24 protein-coding genes are annotated in these 22,296 nt (G+C 37.0%); 18 read left to right on the forward strand and 6 right to left on the reverse strand.

Annotated features, from left to right (window positions below):
- Positions 1 to 118: 118 nt before the first annotated feature.
- Both N7548_RS01670 and N7548_RS01675 read left to right on the forward strand, forming a co-directional pair.
- Positions 119 to 985 carry a hypothetical protein gene (locus N7548_RS01670; RefSeq protein ID WP_263607659.1) on the forward strand — a complete coding sequence of 289 codons (867 nt, stop codon included), beginning with the start codon at positions 119 to 121 and terminating at the stop codon, positions 983 to 985.
- A 246-nt stretch (positions 986 to 1,231) separates the two neighbouring features.
- Entirely contained in the window at positions 1,232 to 2,518 is a 1,287-nt protein-coding gene (locus tag N7548_RS01675; RefSeq protein ID WP_263607660.1) for a DUF2130 domain-containing protein, read from the forward strand.
- A 155-nt stretch (positions 2,519 to 2,673) separates the two neighbouring features.
- Here the strand turns inward: N7548_RS01675 and N7548_RS01680 are convergent, their stop codons facing one another.
- A complete protein-coding gene (locus N7548_RS01680) occupies positions 2,674 to 3,588 on the reverse strand; it encodes a hypothetical protein (RefSeq protein ID WP_263607661.1) in 915 nt (304 codons plus the stop codon).
- An 86-nt stretch (positions 3,589 to 3,674) separates the two neighbouring features.
- Between N7548_RS01680 and N7548_RS01685 the strand changes: the two genes are divergently transcribed.
- The 10 genes from N7548_RS01685 to N7548_RS01730 all read left to right on the forward strand — a co-directional run bounded on the left by N7548_RS01685 (position 3,675) and on the right by N7548_RS01730 (position 10,725).
- Positions 3,675 to 3,821 carry a hypothetical protein gene (locus N7548_RS01685; protein ID WP_263607662.1) on the forward strand — a complete coding sequence of 49 codons (147 nt, stop codon included), beginning with the start codon at positions 3,675 to 3,677 and terminating at the stop codon, positions 3,819 to 3,821.
- Positions 3,822 to 3,852: 31 nt separating this feature from the next.
- The gene (locus N7548_RS01690) at positions 3,853 to 4,140 is read left to right on the forward strand and encodes a hypothetical protein (protein ID WP_263607663.1); all 288 of its coding nucleotides are present in this window, start codon (positions 3,853 to 3,855) and stop codon (positions 4,138 to 4,140) included.
- 150 nt (positions 4,141 to 4,290) lie between these two features.
- Positions 4,291 to 4,719, forward strand: a complete 429-nt coding sequence (locus N7548_RS01695; RefSeq protein ID WP_263607664.1) for a hypothetical protein — start codon at positions 4,291 to 4,293, stop codon at positions 4,717 to 4,719.
- 151 nt (positions 4,720 to 4,870) lie between these two features.
- Positions 4,871 to 5,263 carry a DUF2975 domain-containing protein gene (locus N7548_RS01700; RefSeq protein WP_263607665.1) on the forward strand — a complete coding sequence of 131 codons (393 nt, stop codon included), beginning with the start codon at positions 4,871 to 4,873 and terminating at the stop codon, positions 5,261 to 5,263.
- Positions 5,264 to 5,311: 48 nt separating this feature from the next.
- Positions 5,312 to 6,082, forward strand: a complete 771-nt coding sequence (locus N7548_RS01705) for an inositol monophosphatase family protein (RefSeq protein WP_263607666.1) — start codon at positions 5,312 to 5,314, stop codon at positions 6,080 to 6,082.
- Positions 6,083 to 6,287: 205 nt separating this feature from the next.
- A complete protein-coding gene (locus tag N7548_RS01710) occupies positions 6,288 to 7,721 on the forward strand; it encodes a DUF2828 family protein (protein WP_263607667.1) in 1,434 nt (477 codons plus the stop codon).
- An 18-nt stretch (positions 7,722 to 7,739) separates the two neighbouring features.
- Positions 7,740 to 7,883 carry a hypothetical protein gene (locus N7548_RS01715; protein ID WP_263607668.1) on the forward strand — a complete coding sequence of 48 codons (144 nt, stop codon included), beginning with the start codon at positions 7,740 to 7,742 and terminating at the stop codon, positions 7,881 to 7,883.
- A 170-nt stretch (positions 7,884 to 8,053) separates the two neighbouring features.
- On the forward strand, positions 8,054 to 9,163 hold the full coding sequence (locus N7548_RS01720) for an Ldh family oxidoreductase (RefSeq protein WP_263607669.1): 1,110 nt from the start codon (positions 8,054 to 8,056) through the stop codon (positions 9,161 to 9,163).
- Positions 9,164 to 9,226: 63 nt separating this feature from the next.
- Entirely contained in the window at positions 9,227 to 10,219 is a 993-nt protein-coding gene (galE, locus tag N7548_RS01725; RefSeq protein ID WP_263607670.1) for a UDP-glucose 4-epimerase GalE, read from the forward strand.
- 59 nt (positions 10,220 to 10,278) lie between these two features.
- The gene (locus N7548_RS01730; RefSeq protein ID WP_263607672.1) at positions 10,279 to 10,725 is read left to right on the forward strand and encodes a VanZ family protein; all 447 of its coding nucleotides are present in this window, start codon (positions 10,279 to 10,281) and stop codon (positions 10,723 to 10,725) included.
- A 26-nt stretch (positions 10,726 to 10,751) separates the two neighbouring features.
- Here the strand turns inward: N7548_RS01730 and N7548_RS01735 are convergent, their stop codons facing one another.
- A complete protein-coding gene (locus tag N7548_RS01735) occupies positions 10,752 to 11,246 on the reverse strand; it encodes a hypothetical protein (protein ID WP_263607673.1) in 495 nt (164 codons plus the stop codon).
- A 109-nt stretch (positions 11,247 to 11,355) separates the two neighbouring features.
- Here N7548_RS01735 and N7548_RS01740 point away from each other — a divergent pair, with 109 nt between their 5' ends.
- Together N7548_RS01740 and N7548_RS01745 are read left to right on the forward strand one after the other, a co-directional pair.
- The gene (locus tag N7548_RS01740; protein ID WP_263607675.1) at positions 11,356 to 12,534 is read left to right on the forward strand and encodes a PrsW family glutamic-type intramembrane protease; all 1,179 of its coding nucleotides are present in this window, start codon (positions 11,356 to 11,358) and stop codon (positions 12,532 to 12,534) included.
- A 426-nt stretch (positions 12,535 to 12,960) separates the two neighbouring features.
- The gene (locus N7548_RS01745; RefSeq protein ID WP_263607676.1) at positions 12,961 to 13,161 is read left to right on the forward strand and encodes a hypothetical protein; all 201 of its coding nucleotides are present in this window, start codon (positions 12,961 to 12,963) and stop codon (positions 13,159 to 13,161) included.
- 28 nt (positions 13,162 to 13,189) lie between these two features.
- On the opposite strand, the gene N7548_RS01750 is transcribed toward N7548_RS01745, so the two are convergent.
- From N7548_RS01750 to N7548_RS01760, 3 genes are all read right to left on the reverse strand, one after another.
- Complete coding sequence (locus N7548_RS01750) at positions 13,190 to 13,969, reverse strand: hypothetical protein (RefSeq protein WP_263607677.1); 780 nt, start codon at positions 13,967 to 13,969, stop codon at positions 13,190 to 13,192.
- A 126-nt stretch (positions 13,970 to 14,095) separates the two neighbouring features.
- Complete coding sequence (locus N7548_RS01755) at positions 14,096 to 14,788, reverse strand: YwaF family protein (RefSeq protein ID WP_263607678.1); 693 nt, start codon at positions 14,786 to 14,788, stop codon at positions 14,096 to 14,098.
- 17 nt (positions 14,789 to 14,805) lie between these two features.
- A complete protein-coding gene (locus N7548_RS01760) occupies positions 14,806 to 15,756 on the reverse strand; it encodes an NAD(P)/FAD-dependent oxidoreductase (RefSeq protein ID WP_263607679.1) in 951 nt (316 codons plus the stop codon).
- Positions 15,757 to 16,053: 297 nt separating this feature from the next.
- Between N7548_RS01760 and pflB the strand changes: the two genes are divergently transcribed.
- The 4 genes from pflB to N7548_RS01780 all read left to right on the forward strand — a co-directional run bounded on the left by pflB (position 16,054) and on the right by N7548_RS01780 (position 20,923).
- The gene (pflB, locus tag N7548_RS01765) at positions 16,054 to 18,312 is read left to right on the forward strand and encodes a formate C-acetyltransferase (RefSeq protein WP_263607681.1); all 2,259 of its coding nucleotides are present in this window, start codon (positions 16,054 to 16,056) and stop codon (positions 18,310 to 18,312) included.
- On the forward strand, positions 18,278 to 19,039 hold the full coding sequence (gene pflA / locus N7548_RS01770; RefSeq protein WP_263607682.1) for a pyruvate formate-lyase-activating protein: 762 nt from the start codon (positions 18,278 to 18,280) through the stop codon (positions 19,037 to 19,039). The genes pflB and pflA overlap by 35 nt, the downstream gene beginning before the upstream one ends.
- A 113-nt stretch (positions 19,040 to 19,152) precedes the next feature.
- Entirely contained in the window at positions 19,153 to 19,476 is a 324-nt protein-coding gene (locus tag N7548_RS01775; protein ID WP_263607684.1) for a PadR family transcriptional regulator, read from the forward strand.
- 1 nt (position 19,477) lies between these two features.
- Positions 19,478 to 20,923 (forward strand): hypothetical protein, encoded by a 1,446-nt coding sequence (locus N7548_RS01780; RefSeq protein ID WP_263607685.1) that lies wholly within the window; start codon positions 19,478 to 19,480, stop codon positions 20,921 to 20,923.
- Positions 20,924 to 20,980: 57 nt separating this feature from the next.
- On the opposite strand, the gene N7548_RS01785 is transcribed toward N7548_RS01780, so the two are convergent.
- Positions 20,981 to 22,285: a hypothetical protein gene (locus tag N7548_RS01785; protein ID WP_263607686.1), complete on the reverse strand. Its 1,305-nt coding sequence runs from the start codon at positions 22,283 to 22,285 to the stop codon at positions 20,981 to 20,983.
- Between the last annotated feature and the right edge of the window lie 11 nt (positions 22,286 to 22,296).

The raw sequence follows: 22,296 nt of genomic DNA on the forward strand, positions 1-22,296 counted from the left end.
TTGTTTTTACTCATTTTATCACACATTGTTTATAATCCTAATTATAATGCACATAAGCGCATTCGTTTTTACAATTGATTTTCAATGGTATACTTTAGATACAAAGGAGTTGTTGTCTATGAAAAAGTACATTCAACCAGCACTCGCCGCTAACGCTGCGACCTTAGGTGTGCACTGGATTTATGACCATCAGTGGTTAAAAGAACAAGCCAAAACCCAATCTTTATTATTTAAAGTACAATCCAAATCCGATTACGAACAAGCAAACCCATCCTATTTTGCCTACCCTAATAGTCATTTAGGTGATGTTACCGTTCAAGGTGAAATGATTTTATGGTTATATCAAGCCATGAAACAAAACCCATCATTTACGGTGAATGATTATAGTCAATTGGTTTTTAATCACTTTAAACCAGGTGGCGACTATCGTGGCTATGTGGAATCCTATGCGAAAAAACACGTGGTTTCGATGTTATCGAAAGAACTTAACTTGACAGTACAACCCTACTCACTCAATGATGATCATTTGGTTGGTTTTGTACCTTATATCGTTTGTAAAGAACTGGGATTATCCAATGAAAAGGCGTTTGAACTGACGCAGCTTTATTCAAATGACCGTGCTTACTATGATTTCTTTAAACTCTTTGACCACATACTAGATAACCGTCATTTAGGGCTAAAACAAGCCGTAGAATCATCGCTAACATTGTCACCTGCTTTGTATCAAGAAGCCTTAGAACAAGCCTTCTTGATGACGGATACGGAACGTTTTATTGAAACCTATGCAGGTAGAGCTTGTGCCATCCGAATGAGTATTCCAGTAGTCATTCATTTGTTGTCTCACTATGAAAACTTCGATGAGGCCATTCAAGCCAACATATCAATTGGTGGTGCCATCGCAGACCGTGCGATGTTATTGGGGATGATTTATCACCAAGTTGAACCACTCAAAGCCATTTATTTGGACAAAGTACCCGTTAAATAGCTTAAGCTAACTTAGAATTGTGATTTTTTTCTTATAATGGAAAAAAGTCACCAATTTGACTGCTTGAACTCGCTTCAAAGTGTAGTATAATGTAAAAGGTTGAGCAGTATCGGGGAAACTGCTTACTCACTGTTAAGGGGTTATGCGAAAGCGTAACCCCTTATGTTTTATACATAACTAGATGAGATGATGACGTAAAAATGGTGTATAATAAAGTTAGTATAAATATTAAGGGAGGTCTATCTTATGAATCAAATCAAATGCCCACACTGTGGTCAAGAATTCACACTCAACGATGAAGGTTACTTAAACATCATCAATCAAGTGAAAACTCAAGAATTCAACCAAGAAATCCATCAACGTTTGGAACAACTCAAGATTCAAAATCAAAAGGATATTGAGATTGAGAAAACCAGAGTCGAGTCGAGTTTCTTACAAAAACTCTCCCAAAAGGAACAAGAACTTCAGTCACTTAAAGATAAAATCAACAACAGTGAACAAGCGAAATCCTTGGCTGTTCTAAGTGCGGAAGGCAAACTAAAAGAACAACTCAAACAACAAGAACTCATCATCCAACAACTCAAATCCAACATCGATTCCGCATTAAAAGATAAACAACTCGAAACCCAAGCAGCGTTATCTAAGAAGGAACAACAACTTCAAGAACTCACCGCTCGCATTGAATTAGAAAAGAAACAAGCAGAACTCGAAAAATCATCGATCAAACAACGCTACGATGAACAACTCAAACAAAAAGACGAAGCGATTGCTTATTATAAAGACCTTAAAACCAAATTATCGACCAAAATGGTTGGTGAAACCCTAGAACAACACTGTGAATATGAGTTCAACAACCTTCGTGCACTCGCTTTCCCAAGAGCGAGCTTTGGTAAAGACAACGACGCACAAAGCGGATCTAAAGGGGATTATATCTTTAGAGAAGTCGATGAAAATGGCGTTGAAATATTGTCCATCATGTTTGAAATGAAAAACGAACAAGATGAAACCGCGACTAAAAAGAAAAATGAACACTTCTTAAAAGAATTAGACAAAGACAGAAATGAGAAGAAGTGTGAATACGCCATCCTCGTCTCGTTATTAGAAAGTGACAATGAACTTTATAATAACGGTATCGTTGACGTCTCACACATCTATCCGAAGATGTATGTCATTAGACCACAATTCTTTATCCCAATGATTACCCTATTAAGAAATGCGTCACTAAACGCCCTTAAGTTCAAACAAGAAGCCGCTTTGATGCGTAGACAGAATATTGATATCACCACATTCGAAGACGATTTAAACGCCTTTAAACAAGCCTTCTCTAAGAACTATGAACTCGCAAGCCGTAAGTTTGGAGACGCCATTGATGAGATTGATAAAACCATCAAATCACTTCAAAAAACTAAAGAATATCTATTATCTAGTGAAAATAACTTGAGACTTGCGAATGACAAAGCGGATAGTTTAACAGTGAAAAAACTCACCAAGAACAACTTTACGATGAAGAAAAAATTTGAAGAATTAGAATAGTTTTTAACCTCAACCACCTACAAAATATAGGTGGTTTTTTCTAGATGTTGAAATTAGAGTACGATTCAGCAGTTCTAATTTCAACAAGTACTGATTTTTTGAAATAAGAACCCCTTTATGTACAAAAAAAGACTTCCGCAGAAGTCTTTATAGATTTAATATTTCTTTAACTTATTGGCTAATAAGGTTTCAAAATCAAATCTAAAATCTTTTTTAATTAAAGCATTAAAACGGTCATAAGAGCCATTTTCAATTTTGACTTTGGTCGCGTGATATAGCTTTTCAATATATTGGTGTGCTTCCTCTGTTTTACCAAGATTTCGGTGCGCTAGACTTAAGAAGTAGTAGGTTAAGTCCAAATTGAAGTAAGATTCATTGAAGTCACAGGCTTTTAATACTTCATTACAAAGTTCAATCACCTTGACATCATCCTTATTCATCCCATACATTTTCGCAACCCCTAAGCTGACACTGTTCATTTGAAAGAAGTCTTTACTGATGAAGGTATAAGCACCCGTTTTGATGATTTGATATAACTTATCCATGATCGGGAATCGTTCCTCATTAGGGATGAAGTTTAACAATAAGGATAAACCGACCAATTCAACCCCATTCATCACATCGTGTTTTAAGATATCTGGGTAGTGAATGAGCTCTGCACAAACTTTGGCCAAATGCGCATTGGGATATTTCTTTAAGTAATAATCCAGTTGTAGTATGTTTAATTTGAAATAGATTTCGTTATTTTGATCGATCATGACTTCTTTACTCAAGTCTCGCATCAAGGTTTCTGCTTGATCAAAGTCTCTCGCAATGATTGCGTTACTGAATACATCCAAACGGTTCGCTTGATCGATTCTTTTATGTTCGAGTTCATAAACCATATAAAGTGGTTCAACACTGACACGGTCACACAGTTCAACAAACATCTTAAATGGCATCTCTGAGGTGCCATACAAATATCTTTTATATTGACGCAAAGAAACAACCCCATCGATGAAGTTTAACATCGAGAGGTTTTTTTTCGCTCTAAAGTCGTCGAGTAAAACGCACATTTCTCTTGAAATCATGGGTAACACCTCCGAAAGTGTCACATGTGCACTCACGCACCCCCTGAGGTAAACGATATGATTCACGTGTCGAGGGAGAAAGACACGTGAAAAAGAAAATTATAGCCATGTTATTACTAGGGTTTGTGTTGGTTGGCTCATTGACAGCTTGGTTGAATAAACCAGTCAATGCAGATCATCCTATCGTATTAGAATACGAAGAACCAGACCCAGGTAAAAAAATCGGCGGATAAGTTTTATTTCGAGGATGGAGTGAATTTATTTATGGATTGGACGAAATATCAAATCGAATTGACTGGCATGACCAAAACAGTCGAAAATATCACCAAGGACCCCTATATTATAGGATACATGGAAATCCTAAAAAATTCAATCCAAGAGCACGAAGTGAATCTTGTAAACCGTACTTCTAAGAAGATGGTTGATTGGTATCAAAACCACCTAAATGACATATTAAGTGATCAATTTGTTTATGACAAAGATAATCATAGAAAAACCTTCGCGCTATTACTAGAACTCTTTACTGAGTCTGAAAAATACGCAGCGAACTAATCCCCGTAAGTAAGGCCTCCCACGGCCTTATGAACTATCCCCACACCTCCCCACGTGTGGGGATTTTGTTTAAATTTATAGTGTATTATAATTTTTTTCATGGTAATATTATAATAGTGAAACTCATAATGAAATATAAGGAGATTATTTATGTCAAGAGAATCTAAGATTTTTTCAGTTAATCGAAAAAGTGAAGTACCGAAGAGAGTCAAAGAGTACGAAGCGTTTGGATGGGAACTACTATCAATTAATAACTTAGATGTTTCCATGTCAAGAGAAACTCAAAACAAAGTGTATCATCAATTAGTGAAGTTTGAGTTCGAATATGAAACTTTGCGTGAAGAACAAGAAAACTTGTATTGTCCAAAGCCACCGTTCGCATTTAGTTTTATATTATTTTTGTTGTTAGCAGTATTATTTGTTATACCAGGTATTTTGTATTTAATATTATTCGTATTTTTTAGGGTTTCATACAAAAACGAGTATGAAGAATATGAAAAAAAATATAATTTGTTGGATGAAAAAATTAGAAGAGTATGCGATGATTCTCGAACAGTATTCTTCTCTAGAAATGAGTAGTCTCATTTAAAATATAAAGTACAATAACTTCTCTAGAAATGAGTAGTCTCATTTAAAATATAAAGTACAATAATTATATATGGATAGGAATAGTTTACAAATAAAAACACTCATTTTAAAAATAACAACTGTTCTAGGACTCATGCCCGCAATGCTAGGTGCGTTTTATGTCTTTCCGATTTGGATCGGCGATGCCTTACTTGAAATAGGCTATAAGCAATTTTATTTGTTATGGGTATTCATCAGCATGTACATCATGGTCATTCCTTATGTCTATAGCTTATATCTTACCTTTAGATTATTGATTCAAATAGAACAAAAAGAGTACTATACCACTAAAAGTCAACGTTACTTGTCTCAAATAGGCTATTCAGGTTACACGATTGGCGCGGTTCTATTTTTTGATTTACCGTTTGTTTATGATTTCGCAGACGAAATGGATGCGCCAGGGATTATCTTGGTATTTGGATTCTTAATGATACTTGCTTTCGCTATCGGAACTTTCTCCATGGTCTTAAAGGAACTGAACGAACAACAATCATAGGGTGACTTTTAGTCATCCTTTTTGTATAATGAAGGGGAGGTAATGACGATGAAATATATAAAAGAATTAAACCTATTAAAAACACATGTGCCAAGAATATATAAAGAGATTGATAGTAACCTAAAAGAGGTATCCTTCAAATCAGGGGATGAGATTGTTACAACCACCGATCTATATATAGAATCAGAACTCATTAAAGTCATTAAACAAGATTTTCCAAACGATAACTTCTTGAGTGAAGAATTTCATAAAGATGGTCAATTGGTCAATCGTGCTTGGCTTATTGACCCGATTGACGGGACTTCGAACTACGCTGTGAACTTTGATGCTTATGTGGTTCAAATCGCTTTATATGACGAAGATGATTTGGCTTTATCCTTTATTTATGTCCCAAGCAATGAGAAAGTCTATTACGCGATTAAAGGTGAAGGTGCTTATTTGAACGATAGACGTATCCATGTATTAGACAATAAAAAACCATCGAATAAGATGATGTCGATGGTGGGGTATACCAATAAAAACAGTGATAAAACCTATTATGAAAAACTATTGAAGTTCGCTTTAAAGAATCAAGTTAAATTGCGTATGCTTGGCAGTATTGGATTAGAATTATCCATTACTGCAGAAGGCATCTTCACCATGTTCTATACCTCGGTTAAGAACTTGTGGGATTTAGGTCCTGGGGTCTTATTATGTCAAGAAGCAGGTGCCCTATTATTCAATGAAACAGGGAACCCTTATCAATTGGGTGATACCCATTTGTTTGTTGTAAGGTCTCCTGAACACAAACAAAATCTATTACAAGCAATCCAACACTAACACGCCAATCTCGGCGTGTTTTTATTTTAAACTAACGGTTTATTGTTTCGGTAAAAACAACCATCTATAATGAAAGTGTAAAGACACTTGCAGCCAACATTACTATTAAAATTATAGAGATCAAGGTTCAACCAAAAACAACGTGTCTTGTCGTTTGAGGATATCTATTAGGTATCCTCAAACACCCCCATATACGGAGGTCTTTATGGATGCTTTAACGTATTTCACCAATCAATTGAATATCACAGAAACCATGAATGGAGACAAAGCTTTCTATAGCTCAGGCTCACATTGTTTGGACTTGTTTGCTTTGATTGGTGGCATGAGATACCATGTAGACCAACTATATGCTACGTTCTTGAAAGCCTACTACGAAGACCGTCATATCGCATTAAGGGTTTTATTTTATGCGAGAGACGTTAAAAGTGGTTTGGGTGAGAGAAGGATTTTCCGTATTCTTCTCAATGGATTGGGTAATTTCTACCCCGAAGTGGCTAGAAAACTACTACCAATCATTGAGACATACGGTCGATATGATGATTACTTCGCATTCATTGGAACCCCGGTTGAATCCGACGTTATGACCCTTATCGAACAACAATTAAAGGCAGATTTAGCCAATAAAGAAGCTGGTCAACCAGTCTCATTATTGGCTAAATGGATGCCCTCTATTAACACAAGTAATTCAGAGACAAGAAGGCTTGCGAATGTAATCTGTGAAGCTTTAAAATTATCAAAAGCAGATTACAGAAAACAATTAACTTATTTAAGAGATGGGTTAATTGTGGAAAACAACTTGAGAACCAAAACCCCAGTTGAAGACTATCAATCTGTCCCAACCAAAGCCTTATTTAAGTATAAAAAAGCATTCATTCGAAACGATGCCGATCGATTCAATGCGTTTATTCAAAATAAAGCACCTAAAAATATGAGCACACTGTATCCTTATGAAATTGTAAGAGATGCGATTGAACAAGATGAAGTCGATGAAACCACCAAAGCCCTCTATCAAAAACTATGGGACAACTACCCTAGAGTCGATTTGGATGCTCAAACCATTGTGGTACGAGATGGGTCTGTTTCGATGTATGATGGAGGTGCGATTTATGTCGCCACATCTCTCGCAATCCTCGCCTCTGAGATGCTTACCGGACCATTTAAAAATAAATTTATTACTTTTAGTTCTAGACCACAGCTGGTTACACTAGACAAAGGTGATATTTATGATAAAATAATGACAGCTATGCATTACGGAGACTGTTCAAATACCAACATTAAGAAGGTATTTCAATTGATTCTGGATATGGCTAAGCAAAAAGATGTGAAAGCTGAGGATATGCCAAAGCGAATCTTAATCATCTCCGACATGGAGTTTGATGGAGATACACATGGTATGTCATCCTATGAGTATTTCAAAACTGAATATGCTAAAAATGGATACGAATTGCCCGTTGTCGTATTCTGGAATGTTTGCGCAAGACGCGTTCAACTACCTGCCTTAGAACAAGACCACGTAATTTTAGTGAGTGGTGCATCACCGCATGTATTTGATAGTATTGCAAAAAATCAATCGATTGACCCTTATGCGTTTATGTTAGAAACCCTTAAGAAGTATGAGGTGATTGATCAGTTATATTAAAAGGAAAGGTGAACAGAATTGTCAAAAACATTCCCCAGAATCAACATGAAAGCAACCGGCAAAAACATTGAATCACTACGCAAACAAAAGAATCTATCGGTGAAGGAAATTCAAGAAGTCTTTGGATTCGAATCGCCACAAGCCATTTATAAATGGCAATAGGGAGATTCTCTGCCTTCAATAGATAACTTAGTTGTCTTAGCGACCGTCTTTGAAGTATCCATTGTGAACATCCTAGTCATCGATTAGGATGTTTTATTTTTCTCAACAAAACCAACATAAAAAGGATTACAATATAAATAGATAATCAATTCAATTGGGAGGTTTTTAACATGGAAAGACCATACATGCATTGGGAAGAAGCCAAGTCTTTTATGATGGCCGCATTTATGAAAGTCGGTGTCCCTCAAAAAGACGCCGAGGTTTGTGTAGATGTTTTATTGGAAAGCGATCGAAGAGGGATTGAATCGCATGGGATCAACCGCTTTAAACCGTTTTATATTGACCGTATTATGAAAAAGATACAAGAACCAGTGACGCATTTAGAAATACTTAAAGACACCCCAACCACCGCTGTCATTGATGGCCACAATGGTATGGGTATGGTGATTGCTCATAAAGCGATGTGTATGGCCATCACGAAAGCCAAACAATTGGGCTTAGGCATGGTGGTCGTTAGGAACAGTACGCACTTTGGAATAGCTGGATATTACGCAACGATGGCGACGGAGCATGGTTTGATTGGCATGACTGGGACCAATGCCAGACCATCCATCGCACCGACCTTTGGTGTTGAAAATATGTTGGGCACCAACCCACTCACCTTCGCTGTCCCAACCGACGAAGCATTTCCATTCGTATTAGATGCAGCAACCTCGATTACCCAACGTGGTCGAATTGAATATTATGCCAGAAATCAACAACCAACCCCAGCCGGATTGGTCATTGGTAGAGATGGCACAGCTCAAACCAATAGTAAACAAATATTATCCGACTTAGTCAGTGGAAAAGCAGCCCTATCACCCCTAGGGGGCATCGGTGAAGAACTCGCCGGGTATAAAGGCTATGGTTACGCTACTTTGGTAGAGATTTTTTCGAGTGCTTTACAAGCAGGCTCCTTCCTTCATCAACTCAGTGGGGTTGCTGAAGATGGCACAGCAAGGCCAATTCCAGTCGGACACTTCTTTCTCGCTATCAACCCAGAATTCTTCATGGGTTTGGAAAATTTGAAACACACCACGGGTGAAATTTTAAGACAACTCAGAGCCTCCGAAAAGGCCCCGAACCATGATCGAATATACACGGCAGGCGAAAAAGAGTACCTTACTTGGTTAGAGCGTAAAGATAAAGGTGTTCCGATTGGTGAAGAGCTTCAAAATGAGTTCAAACAAGTCAGAGATCTATTAAAGTTAGATATCCGATTCTCTTTTGAAAAGCCTTAGTTTTTGACATAGTTTCGAAGGCCATATTATGGTATGATATTCATACAAGTGAGGTAACCAATTATGCGCATTTTAGTTTCAGGTGGTTTAGGATTTATTGGATCACATACCGTTGTTGAATTGTTAAACCACAAACACGAAGTCGTGATTATCGATAACTTATATAATAGCCAAATCAGTACGCTACACAAAATCGAACGCATTTCTGGGAAAAAACCAGCCTTCTATGAACTAGACGCGACGGATTATGAAGCACTAGAAAATGTATTTCAAAGCTATGATTTTGATGGCATCATCCATTTCGCTGGGTATAAAGCTGTCGGTGAATCGGTGAGAAAACCGCTTGAATATTATTACAATAATTTAGTGTCCACCATTAATCTTGCAAAACTAGCGGTGATCAATCAAGTACCTAAATTCATCTTTAGTTCATCAGCAACCGTCTACGGTGATGGCACATCCCCATTCAATGAAAGCATGCCATTACTAGAAAGAACCAATCCGTATGGTGAAACCAAAGCGATGAGTGAACGCATCTTAACCGACGCTACTAAAGCCAATCCAGGTTTAAACGTGGTTTTACTAAGATACTTTAACCCAATTGGTGCTCACCCATCTGGATTGATTGGTGAAGTACCGAATGGTATTCCAAACAACTTAATGCCTTATGTCACCCAGGTTGCGAAAGGCTTAAGAGAAAAACTCAATGTCTTTGGTAATGACTACGATACTATTGATGGTACAGGCGTTAGAGATTACATCCATGTCGTGGATTTAGCTCAAGGCCATGTTGCAGCATTAGAAGCGAACATCAGTGGCGTTGAAGCCGTTAATTTAGGTACGGGTAAAGGTACTTCCGTATTAGAAATTATCCAAGCATTTGAACAAGAGAATAACATTAAAATTCCTTATGAAATAGTCTCAAGAAGACCTGGTGATATCGCTGTATCTTACGCCGATACAACCAAAGCTAAAAACCTCTTACAATGGGAAGCGAAACTCAACATTAAAGATATGGTCAGAGACGCCTGGCATTTCGAGAGTAACTTAAAATAGGTTGAAAGGCACGCAAACTTGTGTGCCTTTTGTTCAATTTGAGATTGAGGGTGTAAAAAATGAAAAAGAAGCATATTCTAATAACCATCACAATTTTATGGACACTATTCATTTTTACACAATCCCTATTACCTGGGGATATTTCATCCGATCAAAGCGGCTTTATTGTCGATGTTCTATATCCTTTGGTCAATAAAATGGGTTTAATGATTCAAGTGAATGATTTTAGTTTCCTTATTCGTAAGCTAGCCCATTTTACAGAGTACTTCATACTAGGTCTACTGTTATGCATTCTATATATAGAAACCATAAAACCCAATAAACTATGGTTAATCGTCATCATTCATGGTGCAATCACAGCCTCAATCGATGAAACCATCCAATTATTTACACCCAATCGAAGTGGTGAAGTCAGAGATGTACTCATTGATATATCGGGTGTCATTATCGGGATGATTCTCACACAACTATGGATCAAACGTATTCGAAATCATAGATCAAAATAAAAAACCAAAATCGGCTGATTTTGGTTTTAAACGCTTTTTAGTTTGATGGTTGGATACTGTTTGAATAACGTTATTATGTCTTCAAACGTGCCTTCACTAAATTTCCCTGCGTGAACAAAGTAGGTAGACGTTCCCGTAGATATTAGAAGACCTTCATTAGAATAGATTACCCAAGCAATGGCGTATAAAGACTTATTATGAATACTTTGACCATCACTAAATCTATATGTAATCACAAAATCATGTTCGTTTAGGATGAATTCGAGCTCATTTAAATGATGAAAGAACCTTTTGGGGGCTCGAACATAATATTTGATGATATCATAGAGTCTAAATGTGTAATAAAAGACACCAGTCAATACAATGGCTAGGTTGATAGCATCATTCACATCGAACAAAAACCATCCGAAAATAACCATTACGAGTAAATAGATTGTTTGTATCAAAATATCTTTTACCCACAAAGGCTTTAACAATTTCTTCAACACATCGTCATTGGGTAAGTAGTTTACTTTGACCATTTATATCACCATCCAACCTAAGTATATAACAATTTGATGGGGAATTTACGATAATTTTGAAAGTTATGAAATATTTAGTATAATTGATTTAAGTCGGTAGGTGATTTTAATGTTAGTTAAACAACGTAAAGAGATAATCAAACAGTATTTACTCAGATTAACCATCACACCACAGGAATTGATGGGCTTTTTGGTGTTATCCGAACAACAACTCAGAGAGTACGCTTCCGGTAAACCGTTCTTTGAAGATGAACGATACATCGATTTTATCGAGTTCATTGGTATTGATAAATACTACATTGGCTATACTGAACCGAAAACTGAAACAGCGATTGGTTCACCGCTTTCCTTATTTTTTCCGAATAGAGGCGTACCTAATCAACCCATGAGGGCTTTACGTCATTTATTATCCAATCTTTTTACAAGAACGAGTAAAGAATATCGACGTGAGTTTGCTCCTAAACATTTGTTTGAGAAGAACTTTGGCTATACCGAGCCTTTTATCTATAAACAAGTATTGATCAGTTTGTTATTGGTTTTCGGATTGAGTTATCTGATGGCAGACCTAACCGTTGTACAAAATGTTGCGTTAGGGTTATCTATACCGTTGACATTACTTATATTGGTCTATGAATTTGATAAACACGATCAATTGAATTTAAGGGACGTATTGGTTTTATTTGTGGTAGGTGGGATTGTATCAATGGGTATTACCTATTGGATTAGAATGTTCACTGGTTATCCAGATGGGTTAGTAGGCGATTTAATGACGGGATTTGTAGAAGAAACCGCTAAACTCATCACTGCCATTGTCTTCATCCGAAAAATCAAGTTTAGAAATGTTTACACAGCCTTTGTTTTAGCTTTCGCCATCGGCGCTGGGTTTGACGCATTCGAAACCATGGAGTATGGCATCAACGCCATTTTCTCTACGGGGGACTACTTCCAAGGGACCATTACACTCGCCTTTAGAAGTGTATTATCCTTTGGGATTGGACACCATTACTGGACTGCCATTATTTTCGCGACCCTCGCAGGGTTATCTAAGTCATACAAAGTCGACTTTCACAAACTATACCATCCGACCTTCGTCTTGGTTTATATATTCATCATTTTATTTCACGCGATGTTCAACCATATGCCTTTATGGATTGAAATATTGATGGCTATATTTGGATTGATTGTATTCCCATATATGGGGTATCAATTCTATCTAAAACGATACACGGAACTGCCAATTGAGACGGTTCAAACCGAACCAGACGTTCCAACCTATCTTCCGAATTAACCATAAATACCGACATATCGATTCTATGTCGTCAAAATATTACCAATAATTACAGGAGGCAATACGTATATTAATGGTAATCAATTTGAAATAAAACGCTTGAATGAATCTTAGTGTTCATCATGTATAAAGTACGATTGGTACGTGTGACGTTCGAAAAATAAAGCACTGAAATACATTATCAAAATATTAACACATTTATTATTTAATATTGTGAAATCAATTTTTCATGTTATAATTTACGAGGTTATAATTAATGATAAACGTTGAAAGGATTCAAATATGAGTTTAAATAAAAAAGCTACCACTACACTTATATACACCATAATAATCATGTTAGGATTTGTCGTCTTTAGAGTATTTTACGACGTATCTTATTATATTTACACACCTCTGTTTTTCATCTCATTAGCAGTGGGGACATTCATGATTGTGTATTACCAAAAAACAGGTAAACCCGTCTGTAAGTCGTGTCGTAAGAACATGAAATTGGTTGACAAAAAACTCATCAATCAAGATGAAGAAATTCGTTATGGTCAATTTGTGTTTATCTATAAATATGAATACGAGTATCAGTGTCCACATTGTAAAGAAGTTGCACACGTCAATAAAACCATTAAAAAATAAGCTCAGCGGCAACCCCGCTGAGCTTTTATTAACTCGCTGAACGACTTGAACTCTCTGAGTATATCATTGAGTACATCAGTCCAATGGCGAACATTACCATCAATTCGTACACCGTATCATCGATGACATGTACGATAGCGACGCCACTCGGGACAAAAGCATTGATGAATTCATTGATTTCAACTTTTCCAATGATTTCCTTTTGCTGGTCGAGATTACGTCTAGATAACGTGAAGGTATCACCTAATTGGTCAATCATATAATCATTCATTATTTTGGTTTTAAATCGATATTTTTTACCCCAATGAGACATTGAATATTTCATGATCAAATCATTTCGATAAGATAGTTCAATGGTACTAAATGAGGTTTTGATTTGATAATTGCTGTTATTCAAACTGAAATACCGCCCTGATTTGATCATATCGATGTTTTTACCTTCGACAGTTGAAATCAGTTTATATCGATTATAAGGGAAAACATAGCCTTTGGTTAATGCATTCGTGATAACCACTTTTTCATAAGATGAATCATAGGTAAATGAATTGGTTATTACACCAATATCTATGGTTTGATAATTTTGTGAATGAACAGGGTGATTGAAAACTTTAAAAATACGTTTTTCACGAAGATTAAAGAATCGATACTCTTTGATCAGTTGACCTATATCATATATGGTTCTACCCTTAGGGACTAATTCAAATACCAGTTTTTGAACGATTTCAGGATAATAGCAATCGGTATATGGATAGTCTATGGATGTGAGAAATGCTTTCAATCTTTTAATAAAACGTTGTGTAATAAACATGAGATATCACCCTAACAACATGATAACACACTATTCATAAGAAAATTTTTGATAACAAACAATATCTTAAAAAATAAAACACCACTCAGCAAGTTCGTAACCTACCATACGCTGAGTGGTGTTTTATTATGCCTTTTGTCTTTTCAATAAGAAAGGTACATAGATGAGTTGGAATAATAATGCTATGGATACCATAAATCCTACTACCCAAAAATCGCCTAAGAATGCATAAAGCGGTGCGACCTCATGAGGTATTTCTCTTAAGAACAGGTGATTGCTGTCGAGCAAGAAATTCAGTGGATAGATTACAATCGAGTATATCAATAAAATGAGACTGGATTTTAACAAATCTTTATAGGTGAATTTGAATTTGACAACGACCAATAAATAGATGTTGCCAAGTAAGAATAAACCATGGTTACCAAAGTAGTGTAAAAATCTAAAATGCGGGAAGTTATAACCTAAATCAGCGATGATTAAAGATAATAACGCCCCAGAAATAGCCCATGGGAAAATGATTTTAAATGTCTTTTCGTTCTTAGTCCATAAGGTATAAGCGGTCACATACATGCTGATGGCACAGACCCCTAAAGGTAATAAAGAGGTTTGAAATCCACCTTTGGATAAACTCCACCCATAAAATGTCCATTCAAGGATAATCATTAATAGGGCGACACCACGTCTGAGATACAAATCAGTTTTACCTGTTATTTTATCCCTAAAGACCACTATTAAAACAATACTAACCAAGATCCATAAAATCGAAAAGAGATGCGACAAACCAAACCAAGTAAACCCTTGATACGCTTCATTGAACATCAAAATCACCATGCCTTTTAGTGTTTATACGATTGTGTTTTTTCTGGATATAAGAAGGCACCGATGGTTGAAATCGCGGTAGCGGCTTCACCCAAACCAGTGGAAATCATTTTTTTCTTACCGTGATAGGTGACAGAGTTACCTACAGCGAAAATGCCTGCTCTTGTGGTTTCCATATTGGACTTCACTTTGATAAGGCCTTTATCATCAAGTTCAAAACCCCATTCAGACAAATTGTGTTTGGCAGGACTAGATCCATAAAACACAAATAATGCATCACAAGGGACATCCATAATCGAGTTGTCTTCCGTATTTTGAATGGTTAGATAATCCACTTTATCATAACCAATGAACCCCTTAGGTGCGTATGGTGTCAAAACACGTCCCACTTGTTTGATTTTATCAACGCTGTATTCATGCGCTCTAAAGTCATTTCTTCGGTGGATTAATGTCACCTTTTTCGCAACCTCAGCGAGGGTTAAAGACCAGTCCACCGCGGAGTCTCCACCACCAAGAACAATCAATTCTTGGCCTTCAAAATCATGGACATCTTTGACATTATAATAAATGTTTGATTTTGAATCCGCTTCAGGAACTTCAAGTAATCTCGGTTCAAACGTACCCCCACCATTGGCTAAGAGAATGGTTTTGGTTAAAAATACCCCTTGATTGGATTCTAATACATAGTGGTCATCGACATAATCAATTGAAATGGCTTTGGTGTTTAATCTTAAAGGGACATCTTCAGCGTATTCGCTGTATTGATCAAATAATGTCGCGATTAAATCACCAGCATTGATCTTTCGATACCCAGGCATATCATACACCATTTTTTGTTTATATAGATTGAGTGTACCCCCATATTCGAAGGAAGACTCCAATAGACAAGCTTTTAGTTTGTGCATTCCGGCGAGGGTTGCAGCATATAAACCCGCAGGACCTGCCCCAATGATAATCGTATCATACATAAAAATAACCTCACATATTTGTAAGTATAGCACTATTCCATTGATAAGAGAATAACCAAATGCATTGAATATCAAAGTATTTTGTTTTAAGATGAATATATCATCGCTAATGAGCTCTATTACCGAGGCTTATTTATATTATTTTTTAACTGGTGTATAGTGATAACGTTATCATAACAAAGCCATTTTGTGAAAAACGTTTTCATTATAGAAACGAATGCATTTCATTTGAAATATCGATATAATGGGCTTGTCGATAACCGATTATAACAAATACATATATAGGAGGAGTCTCTCATGAAAAAATGGGAAGGTTTTAAACTGGGCAATTGGGCGAATACCGTCAATGTCCGTGACTTTATCGTAGAAAACTACGAGGAATATTTAGGGGATGAATCATTTTTAGTAGGTCCAACAGATGCATCCACAAAACTCAACAACATGTTCATCGATTTGCTTAGACAAGAAAAGGAAAATGGTGGGGTATTAGAATGCGATACTGAAGTCGTATCGTCCATCACTTCTCATGGTCCGGGCTATATTGAAAAGAGCTTAGAAAAGATTGTTGGTTTACAAACGGACAAACCACTCAAACGTGCCTTTTTCCCTTATGGTGGCATTCAAGTGGCAGTTAAAGCAGCTGAAGCTTATGGTTTTAATGTTAAACCTGAATTGGTTCATATCTTCAATGAATACCGTAAAACACATAACCAAGGTGTATTCGATGTCTATAATGAAGAAATCAGAGCGGTACGTTCCTCTGGGGTTGTTACTGGTTTACCGGATGCTTATGGTAGAGGTAGAATCATCGGTGACTACAGAAGAGTCGCTTTATATGGGATTGACTATTTAGTTCACGAAAAAGAACAAGAGAAGAAAACCTGGGTTTATCCAATGACTGAAGAAACCATCCGCGCCATTGAAGAAACCACTGAACAAATCAACGCGTTACACAGACTTAAAAAGTTAGGCGATATCTATGGATTTGATTTATCACGTCCTGCAGAAACCGCTCAAGAAGCCATTCAATGGTTATATTTTGCATACCTAGGCGCTGTTAAAGAACAAAATGGTGCAGCGATGTCATTAGGTAGAACCGCAACCTTCTTAGATATCTACATTGAAAGAGACATTAAGAATGGTTTAATCACTGAAGTCGAAGCCCAAGAAATGGTGGATCATTTCATCCTTAAACTTCGCATGGTTCGTTTCGCAAGAACACCTGAATACAATGAATTATTTACAGGTGACCCTACTTGGGTAACAGAAGTGCTCGCAGGGATGTGTGACGATGGTAGAAGCTTCGTAACCAAAACCACCTTCAGATACCTTCAAACTTTATACAACTTAGGCACCTCTGCTGAACCAAACTTAACTGTTTTATGGTCAGATAGACTGCCTGAAAACTTCAAAAAGTTCGCAGCGAAAGTATCCATCGATACCTCATCCATTCAATATGAAAATGATGAAATTATGCGTCCGGGACACACCGATGACTATGCCATCGCGTGCTGTGTATCGCCTATGGCTATCGGTAAAGAAATGCAATTCTTCGGTGCTAGAGCGAATTTAGCCAAAGCATTGTTATATGCGTTAAATGGCGGTAAAGACGAAATCTCAGGTAAGCAAATCGCGCCAAAGAGTGACATATATCAAGGCGAATACCTTGACTATGATAAAGTCAAAGCGGTGTATGATGTGACCCTTGACTGGCTTGCACAAGTGTATGTGAATACATTAAATATCATTCACTACATGCATGACAAATATGCGTATGAATCGTTTGAAATGGCATTACATGACAGAGATGTGGTCCGTAATTTCGCAACCGGTATGGCAGGATTATCGGTGGTTGCTGACTCATTATCGGCGATCAAATATGCCAAAGTTAAACCAATCTATGACGAAAATAACGGCCTCATCGTTGACTTTGAAATTGATGGCGATTTCCCAATGTATGGTAACAACGACGATCGCGTCGATGACATCGCGGTTGAACTCGTCAACAGCTTTATGAATAAAATCAGAAAACACCCTACGTATCGTAAGAGTGTACCAACCATGTCTGTCTTGACCATTACTTCAAACGTGGTTTATGGTAAAAAGACTGGTAACACCCCAGATGGTAGAAGAAAAGGCACACCGTTCGCACCAGGTGCAAACCCAATGCACGGTAGAGACAAATCAGGCGCTTTAAAATCCTTAATGAGTGTTGCGAAAATCCCTTGCGAATCCTGTGCAGATGGTATTTCAAACACCTTCACCATTGTCCCACAAGCATTAGGTAAAGAAGAATCTTATGACTTTGAAAACGTCATGAGAGCAGATATCAAGAGTGAAAACTTGGTGTCCATCTTAGATGGTTACTTCCTATCTGGTGGCTATCACTTAAATGTCAACGTCTTACTCAGAGAAAAGCTCATTGAAGCGATGAATAACCCTGCTTTATACCCTAACCTAACGATTAGAGTTTCAGGTTACGCTGTCAACTTCAGCTTGCTCACGAAGGAACAAAAATTGGATGTTATCGCAAGAACGTTCCATGAATCTATCTAGTTTAAACGTTCACTCGATTGAAACCATGGGCGCATTCGATGGCCCAGGCATCCGCTATGTTTTATTCCTTCAAGGCTGCCCATTTAAATGTCAGTTTTGCCACAACAGAGACACGTGGGATACGAGTATTAACAAAATCAAAACGCCTGAAGAAGTACTCGCCGATTTCAATCGATACAAGTCATTTTATAAGCATGGTGGCATTACCGTATCTGGTGGTGAACCCCTCTTACAAATCGACGCTCTGATTGAACTATTTAAACTCTTTAAATCACACAATATCCACACCGCCATCGATACCGCTGGCGCAACCTTCAACCCAAACAATACCGAAAAAATGGATGAGTTGATGCGTTATACAGATTTAATCTTACTAGATATCAAACACATGGATGAGGGTTCACATCAAACCTTAGTTGGTGCCTCTAATAAGAATGTACTCGCGTTTGCGAGATACTTAGATGCCTTAGATAAAACCGTCTATATCAGACATGTCTTATTGCCGGGGATTACGGGCACACCCACCCAACTGAACGCTTTGAGAAACTTCTTAGATACGCTACACAATGTCAAACAAATCGATATTTTGCCGTATCATACCAAAGGCATTTCTAAATGGAAAACCTTAGGTTTTGAATATGCTTTGATGGACCTAAGAGAACCAACCAAAGAAGAAATCTATGAAGCCCATGATATCTTAAAAACAGCCTATATTTACAAGAAATGAGCTAAACCAAGCATACATCACTGTGCTTGGTTTTTTTCTTGGTTGACAAAATATAGTATCTTGCTATACAATATACCCGTATCTTGCATAACATAATACTAGGGGGATACGTCATGGCCAATAAAGCTCAAATCATCAAGGGTTTTTTAGAAGGCTTCGTTTTGGAGGTACTTTCAAAGGAACCATTGTTCACCCATGAAATCATCGAACGACTCGATACCATGGGATATAAAAACTTAAGCGAGGGTACCATATACCCACTGATGTTACGATTAGAAGCACAATCTTTTATCGTGTACACCAAAGTACCTAACCCATTAGGACCTATGAAGAAACGATATGAAATCACGAAAGATGGTTTTGAAGAATTGGCCAACATTAAAGCTATTTGGGCAGAATTTAGAACCATTTCCGATGATATATTAGGAGGTAAATGACATGTTTGTATTATCTGGTGAGTATTTAAATCGGTATAAGAAAGTCAAAAGAGTCATTAAGAAACAAACCCGTTCTAGCGTGAAAAGATCAGAAGCTTTACAAGACCTATATAACATCTTTATAGAGCTAGAAATGACAGGTGGTTCTTTAGATGAATTTATGAATTTACGTACCTATACGACAGACATCATCGCAACCTTACCGAAGAAGAACAAATATATTCGATGGGGTGTATTATCGGGATTAGGGATTGTTTTGATATCCACCATTGTCTATTTAGGTTTATATATACAGGAGTTACAAAAGTATACGGTGTTGGCATCCCCTTCGGTTGAATTACTCAATAGAACCATTATTCAATGGGATCCCATTGAGCATGCTGATGGGTATCGTATTTATGTCGATGGTATGTTAAGAGACAACATAGAGGAGACCAGTTATAATTTGTATCATTTGGATTACGCCCGTTCTTATACCATCGAAGTTGAAGCCTACAGCAATCAAAAATACTTCAAAAAGAGTGTCCGAGTACCTATGTTGGTTTCAACCCCGAGAAAACAAAGCCAAGTGTATGACTTTGGTCAGTTTGTTCAAACATTGATATTTGATGATAACCACAGTGCGCATGTCTTAATTTCACCAAACTATACAGGAACTTACCGATTGACACCATCTATGATGGATGATCATTATGCCTACTATTTAGAAGATTTAACCACACAAGACAATGTTTTGATGTTAAAATCGACTGATTATTTCAGTGTTTTATTAGAAAGTGATCGCGTCTATGAACTCACAGTCAATGATATGAGAAAACTAAATTTGACCATCACGATTGCTTTATCTGGAGAAGAAAAATACGACAACCTTGAAAACCTCAATAAGACGATAACAAGAGATACATCCTTCTTTGTAGAATACCAAAACTTATCAGGTGAAGATCAATATTATCAATATACAGGTGACCCTGTTCAAATCAGAGCCTATCAAGGTTTAGCCTATGAAGGTATCGGTCATTACGTTGTATTTTTAGATGACAATGTCATCAAAATTCATAAAACCGCGACACGAGTTATTTTCAAGATAACCCATGATGGACCGGGAGAAGCTACGATTGATTTTGAGCATATGACCACGGATGTAACCAACCTATCCATCCATCAGACGTTTACGTTAACCGGAGATCCCCAAATCATAACACATACGTTCACAGGTGCATCCGATATCATTATTCATTCAGGTGAGCAAAGGTATGGGATCGCCATCTATACATATGATGGTACACTTGTAAGGGCCATGGTTCATTCAATTTCTGCAACGGAAATGGTTTATGAAGTACCATCGGTTTATATGGCGCAACCAGTAACTATTGTGATTTTTACAATACCAAGCGATGAACCACCAGGCACAGGACCTTCTACGATTACCATTCAACCTAGTGTATAAAAATAAAAGCACGATTTCTGACGAAGAATTCGTGCTTTTTGTTACGTTTACGAATGATTAATCAACCCATTGAGTATTTAGACAGTCTGCTTGTTCAGGTCTGTCATAGATATTGATGAATAGCGCTTCTCTCAAGTTAAGCGTAATATTGGATAAATCATGGATAGGATTCAGCTTTTTAAAAACAATTGTAAAGAGTGTTTGTTCGCTGCTTAATCTCGTTTGAACATTCATGTAATTGAAGGATATATGACCATCCATTTCGTGATGGATACCATCTAGATGGTAGATAACATCTACGAGTTGATACTGACTTGTTTCGTATAACAGTGACAAATCCAGCCCATTCAGTGAAATATCCCCAGATAAAACAACATCCATTTGAAGTTCATCCCAGTTTTCATTTAAAACTTTTAAGATGAATCCATTTTTAAGCGTTTGATACACAGGGTATAGTGTTGTTGTTTCTATAATGGGTCCATAAAATAAGGCACTATGGGCTTGAGATAAAGCCCATCCAAGGTGTTCTAAACCAAGTTTATGATGAATTGGTAGGGATTCAATCCCTTCACCATAATAACCAAAATCATGGGTTGTCAGTGAGGCATCATACACATAATTGATGATATAAACTTGTTGTTGGAAATTGGATAACGTAAACCACTTTTGAATAAAAGAAGTAAGGTCAGCACTATGTCGATTTTTCTCGACATAGATATCATAAAAATAACGCGTCACATCATGAACAAAGAGAGTCAAAGGTAATATCATTTTGGGACTCAATTTAGACCCTACATAAACATACTCAGCATCCACTTCAAAGGTTTCACCAGTAACGTCTATCAAATATTGCCACTCGATATCAGATGTATACCGATAGTAAAATGTTTGATTGTGATAGAACAAATCGACGTTCTCTGTGATGGGTAAAGTAACCACTTGATAATCTGTAATCCAATTCGTATAAGCAGATAATCCCGTATTTTTAGCTTTCATATAATCGTAAAATGGTTTTAACGTGGATACCAATGTGTCTGAAAATAGTTCAAAGTTGAACAACAACGATACTTTGTTGTATTGGATACGAATGGTTTGAGGACCAGTAAGCATAAATTTAGAAAGATCTGATTCACTGATCATAGACTGTTTTACAGTCACGATTTCTGCATCACCATTATCTCTTAAAACGCGAATAGACAGATCCTCATAAGAAAACAATCCGACGATCATTTGATTTTGGTCTGAATTTACGAAGATGTCATATCCAATGATTGGCGATTTAGATGAACAACCAGCGATGACTATCATTGATAACAACCACAATGATGCAAGCAGGATTTTTTTGATCTTATATGTTTTCATGTCTTATCTAC

It is taken from the genome of Paracholeplasma manati, from assembly GCF_025742995.1.
GTDB classification, from domain to species: domain Bacteria; phylum Bacillota_I; class Bacilli_A; order Acholeplasmatales; family UBA5453; genus Paracholeplasma; species Paracholeplasma manati.

Excerpts from the sequence above, each read along its gene's own strand:
- N7548_RS01750 (WP_263607677.1), bottom strand. The coding sequence starts at position 13,969 with ATGTTTATTACACAACGTTTTATTAAAAGATTGAAAGCATTTCTCACA.
- N7548_RS01690 (WP_263607663.1), top strand. The coding sequence starts at position 3,853 with ATGGATTGGACGAAATATCAAATCGAATTGACTGGCATGACCAAAACA.
- pflB (WP_263607681.1), top strand. The coding sequence starts at position 16,054 with ATGAAAAAATGGGAAGGTTTTAAACTGGGCAATTGGGCGAATACCGTC.
- N7548_RS01785 (WP_263607686.1), bottom strand. The coding sequence starts at position 22,285 with ATGAAAACATATAAGATCAAAAAAATCCTGCTTGCATCATTGTGGTTG.
- N7548_RS01775 (WP_263607684.1), top strand. The coding sequence starts at position 19,153 with ATGGCCAATAAAGCTCAAATCATCAAGGGTTTTTTAGAAGGCTTCGTT.
- N7548_RS01740 (WP_263607675.1), top strand. The coding sequence starts at position 11,356 with ATGTTAGTTAAACAACGTAAAGAGATAATCAAACAGTATTTACTCAGA.
- N7548_RS01700 (WP_263607665.1), top strand. The coding sequence starts at position 4,871 with ATGCTAGGTGCGTTTTATGTCTTTCCGATTTGGATCGGCGATGCCTTA.
- N7548_RS01720 (WP_263607669.1), top strand. The coding sequence starts at position 8,054 with ATGGAAAGACCATACATGCATTGGGAAGAAGCCAAGTCTTTTATGATG.
- N7548_RS01675 (WP_263607660.1), top strand. The coding sequence starts at position 1,232 with ATGAATCAAATCAAATGCCCACACTGTGGTCAAGAATTCACACTCAAC.
- N7548_RS01695 (WP_263607664.1), top strand. The coding sequence starts at position 4,291 with ATGTCAAGAGAATCTAAGATTTTTTCAGTTAATCGAAAAAGTGAAGTA.
- N7548_RS01670 (WP_263607659.1), top strand. The coding sequence starts at position 119 with ATGAAAAAGTACATTCAACCAGCACTCGCCGCTAACGCTGCGACCTTA.
- N7548_RS01735 (WP_263607673.1), bottom strand. The coding sequence starts at position 11,246 with ATGGTCAAAGTAAACTACTTACCCAATGACGATGTGTTGAAGAAATTG.
- N7548_RS01760 (WP_263607679.1), bottom strand. The coding sequence starts at position 15,756 with ATGTATGATACGATTATCATTGGGGCAGGTCCTGCGGGTTTATATGCT.
- pflA (WP_263607682.1), top strand. The coding sequence starts at position 18,278 with ATGTTATCGCAAGAACGTTCCATGAATCTATCTAGTTTAAACGTTCAC.
- N7548_RS01710 (WP_263607667.1), top strand. The coding sequence starts at position 6,288 with ATGGATGCTTTAACGTATTTCACCAATCAATTGAATATCACAGAAACC.
- N7548_RS01680 (WP_263607661.1), bottom strand. The coding sequence starts at position 3,588 with ATGATTTCAAGAGAAATGTGCGTTTTACTCGACGACTTTAGAGCGAAA.
- N7548_RS01705 (WP_263607666.1), top strand. The coding sequence starts at position 5,312 with ATGAAATATATAAAAGAATTAAACCTATTAAAAACACATGTGCCAAGA.
- galE (WP_263607670.1), top strand. The coding sequence starts at position 9,227 with ATGCGCATTTTAGTTTCAGGTGGTTTAGGATTTATTGGATCACATACC.
- N7548_RS01755 (WP_263607678.1), bottom strand. The coding sequence starts at position 14,788 with ATGTTCAATGAAGCGTATCAAGGGTTTACTTGGTTTGGTTTGTCGCAT.
- N7548_RS01780 (WP_263607685.1), top strand. The coding sequence starts at position 19,478 with ATGTTTGTATTATCTGGTGAGTATTTAAATCGGTATAAGAAAGTCAAA.
- N7548_RS01730 (WP_263607672.1), top strand. The coding sequence starts at position 10,279 with ATGAAAAAGAAGCATATTCTAATAACCATCACAATTTTATGGACACTA.
- N7548_RS01745 (WP_263607676.1), top strand. The coding sequence starts at position 12,961 with ATGATTGTGTATTACCAAAAAACAGGTAAACCCGTCTGTAAGTCGTGT.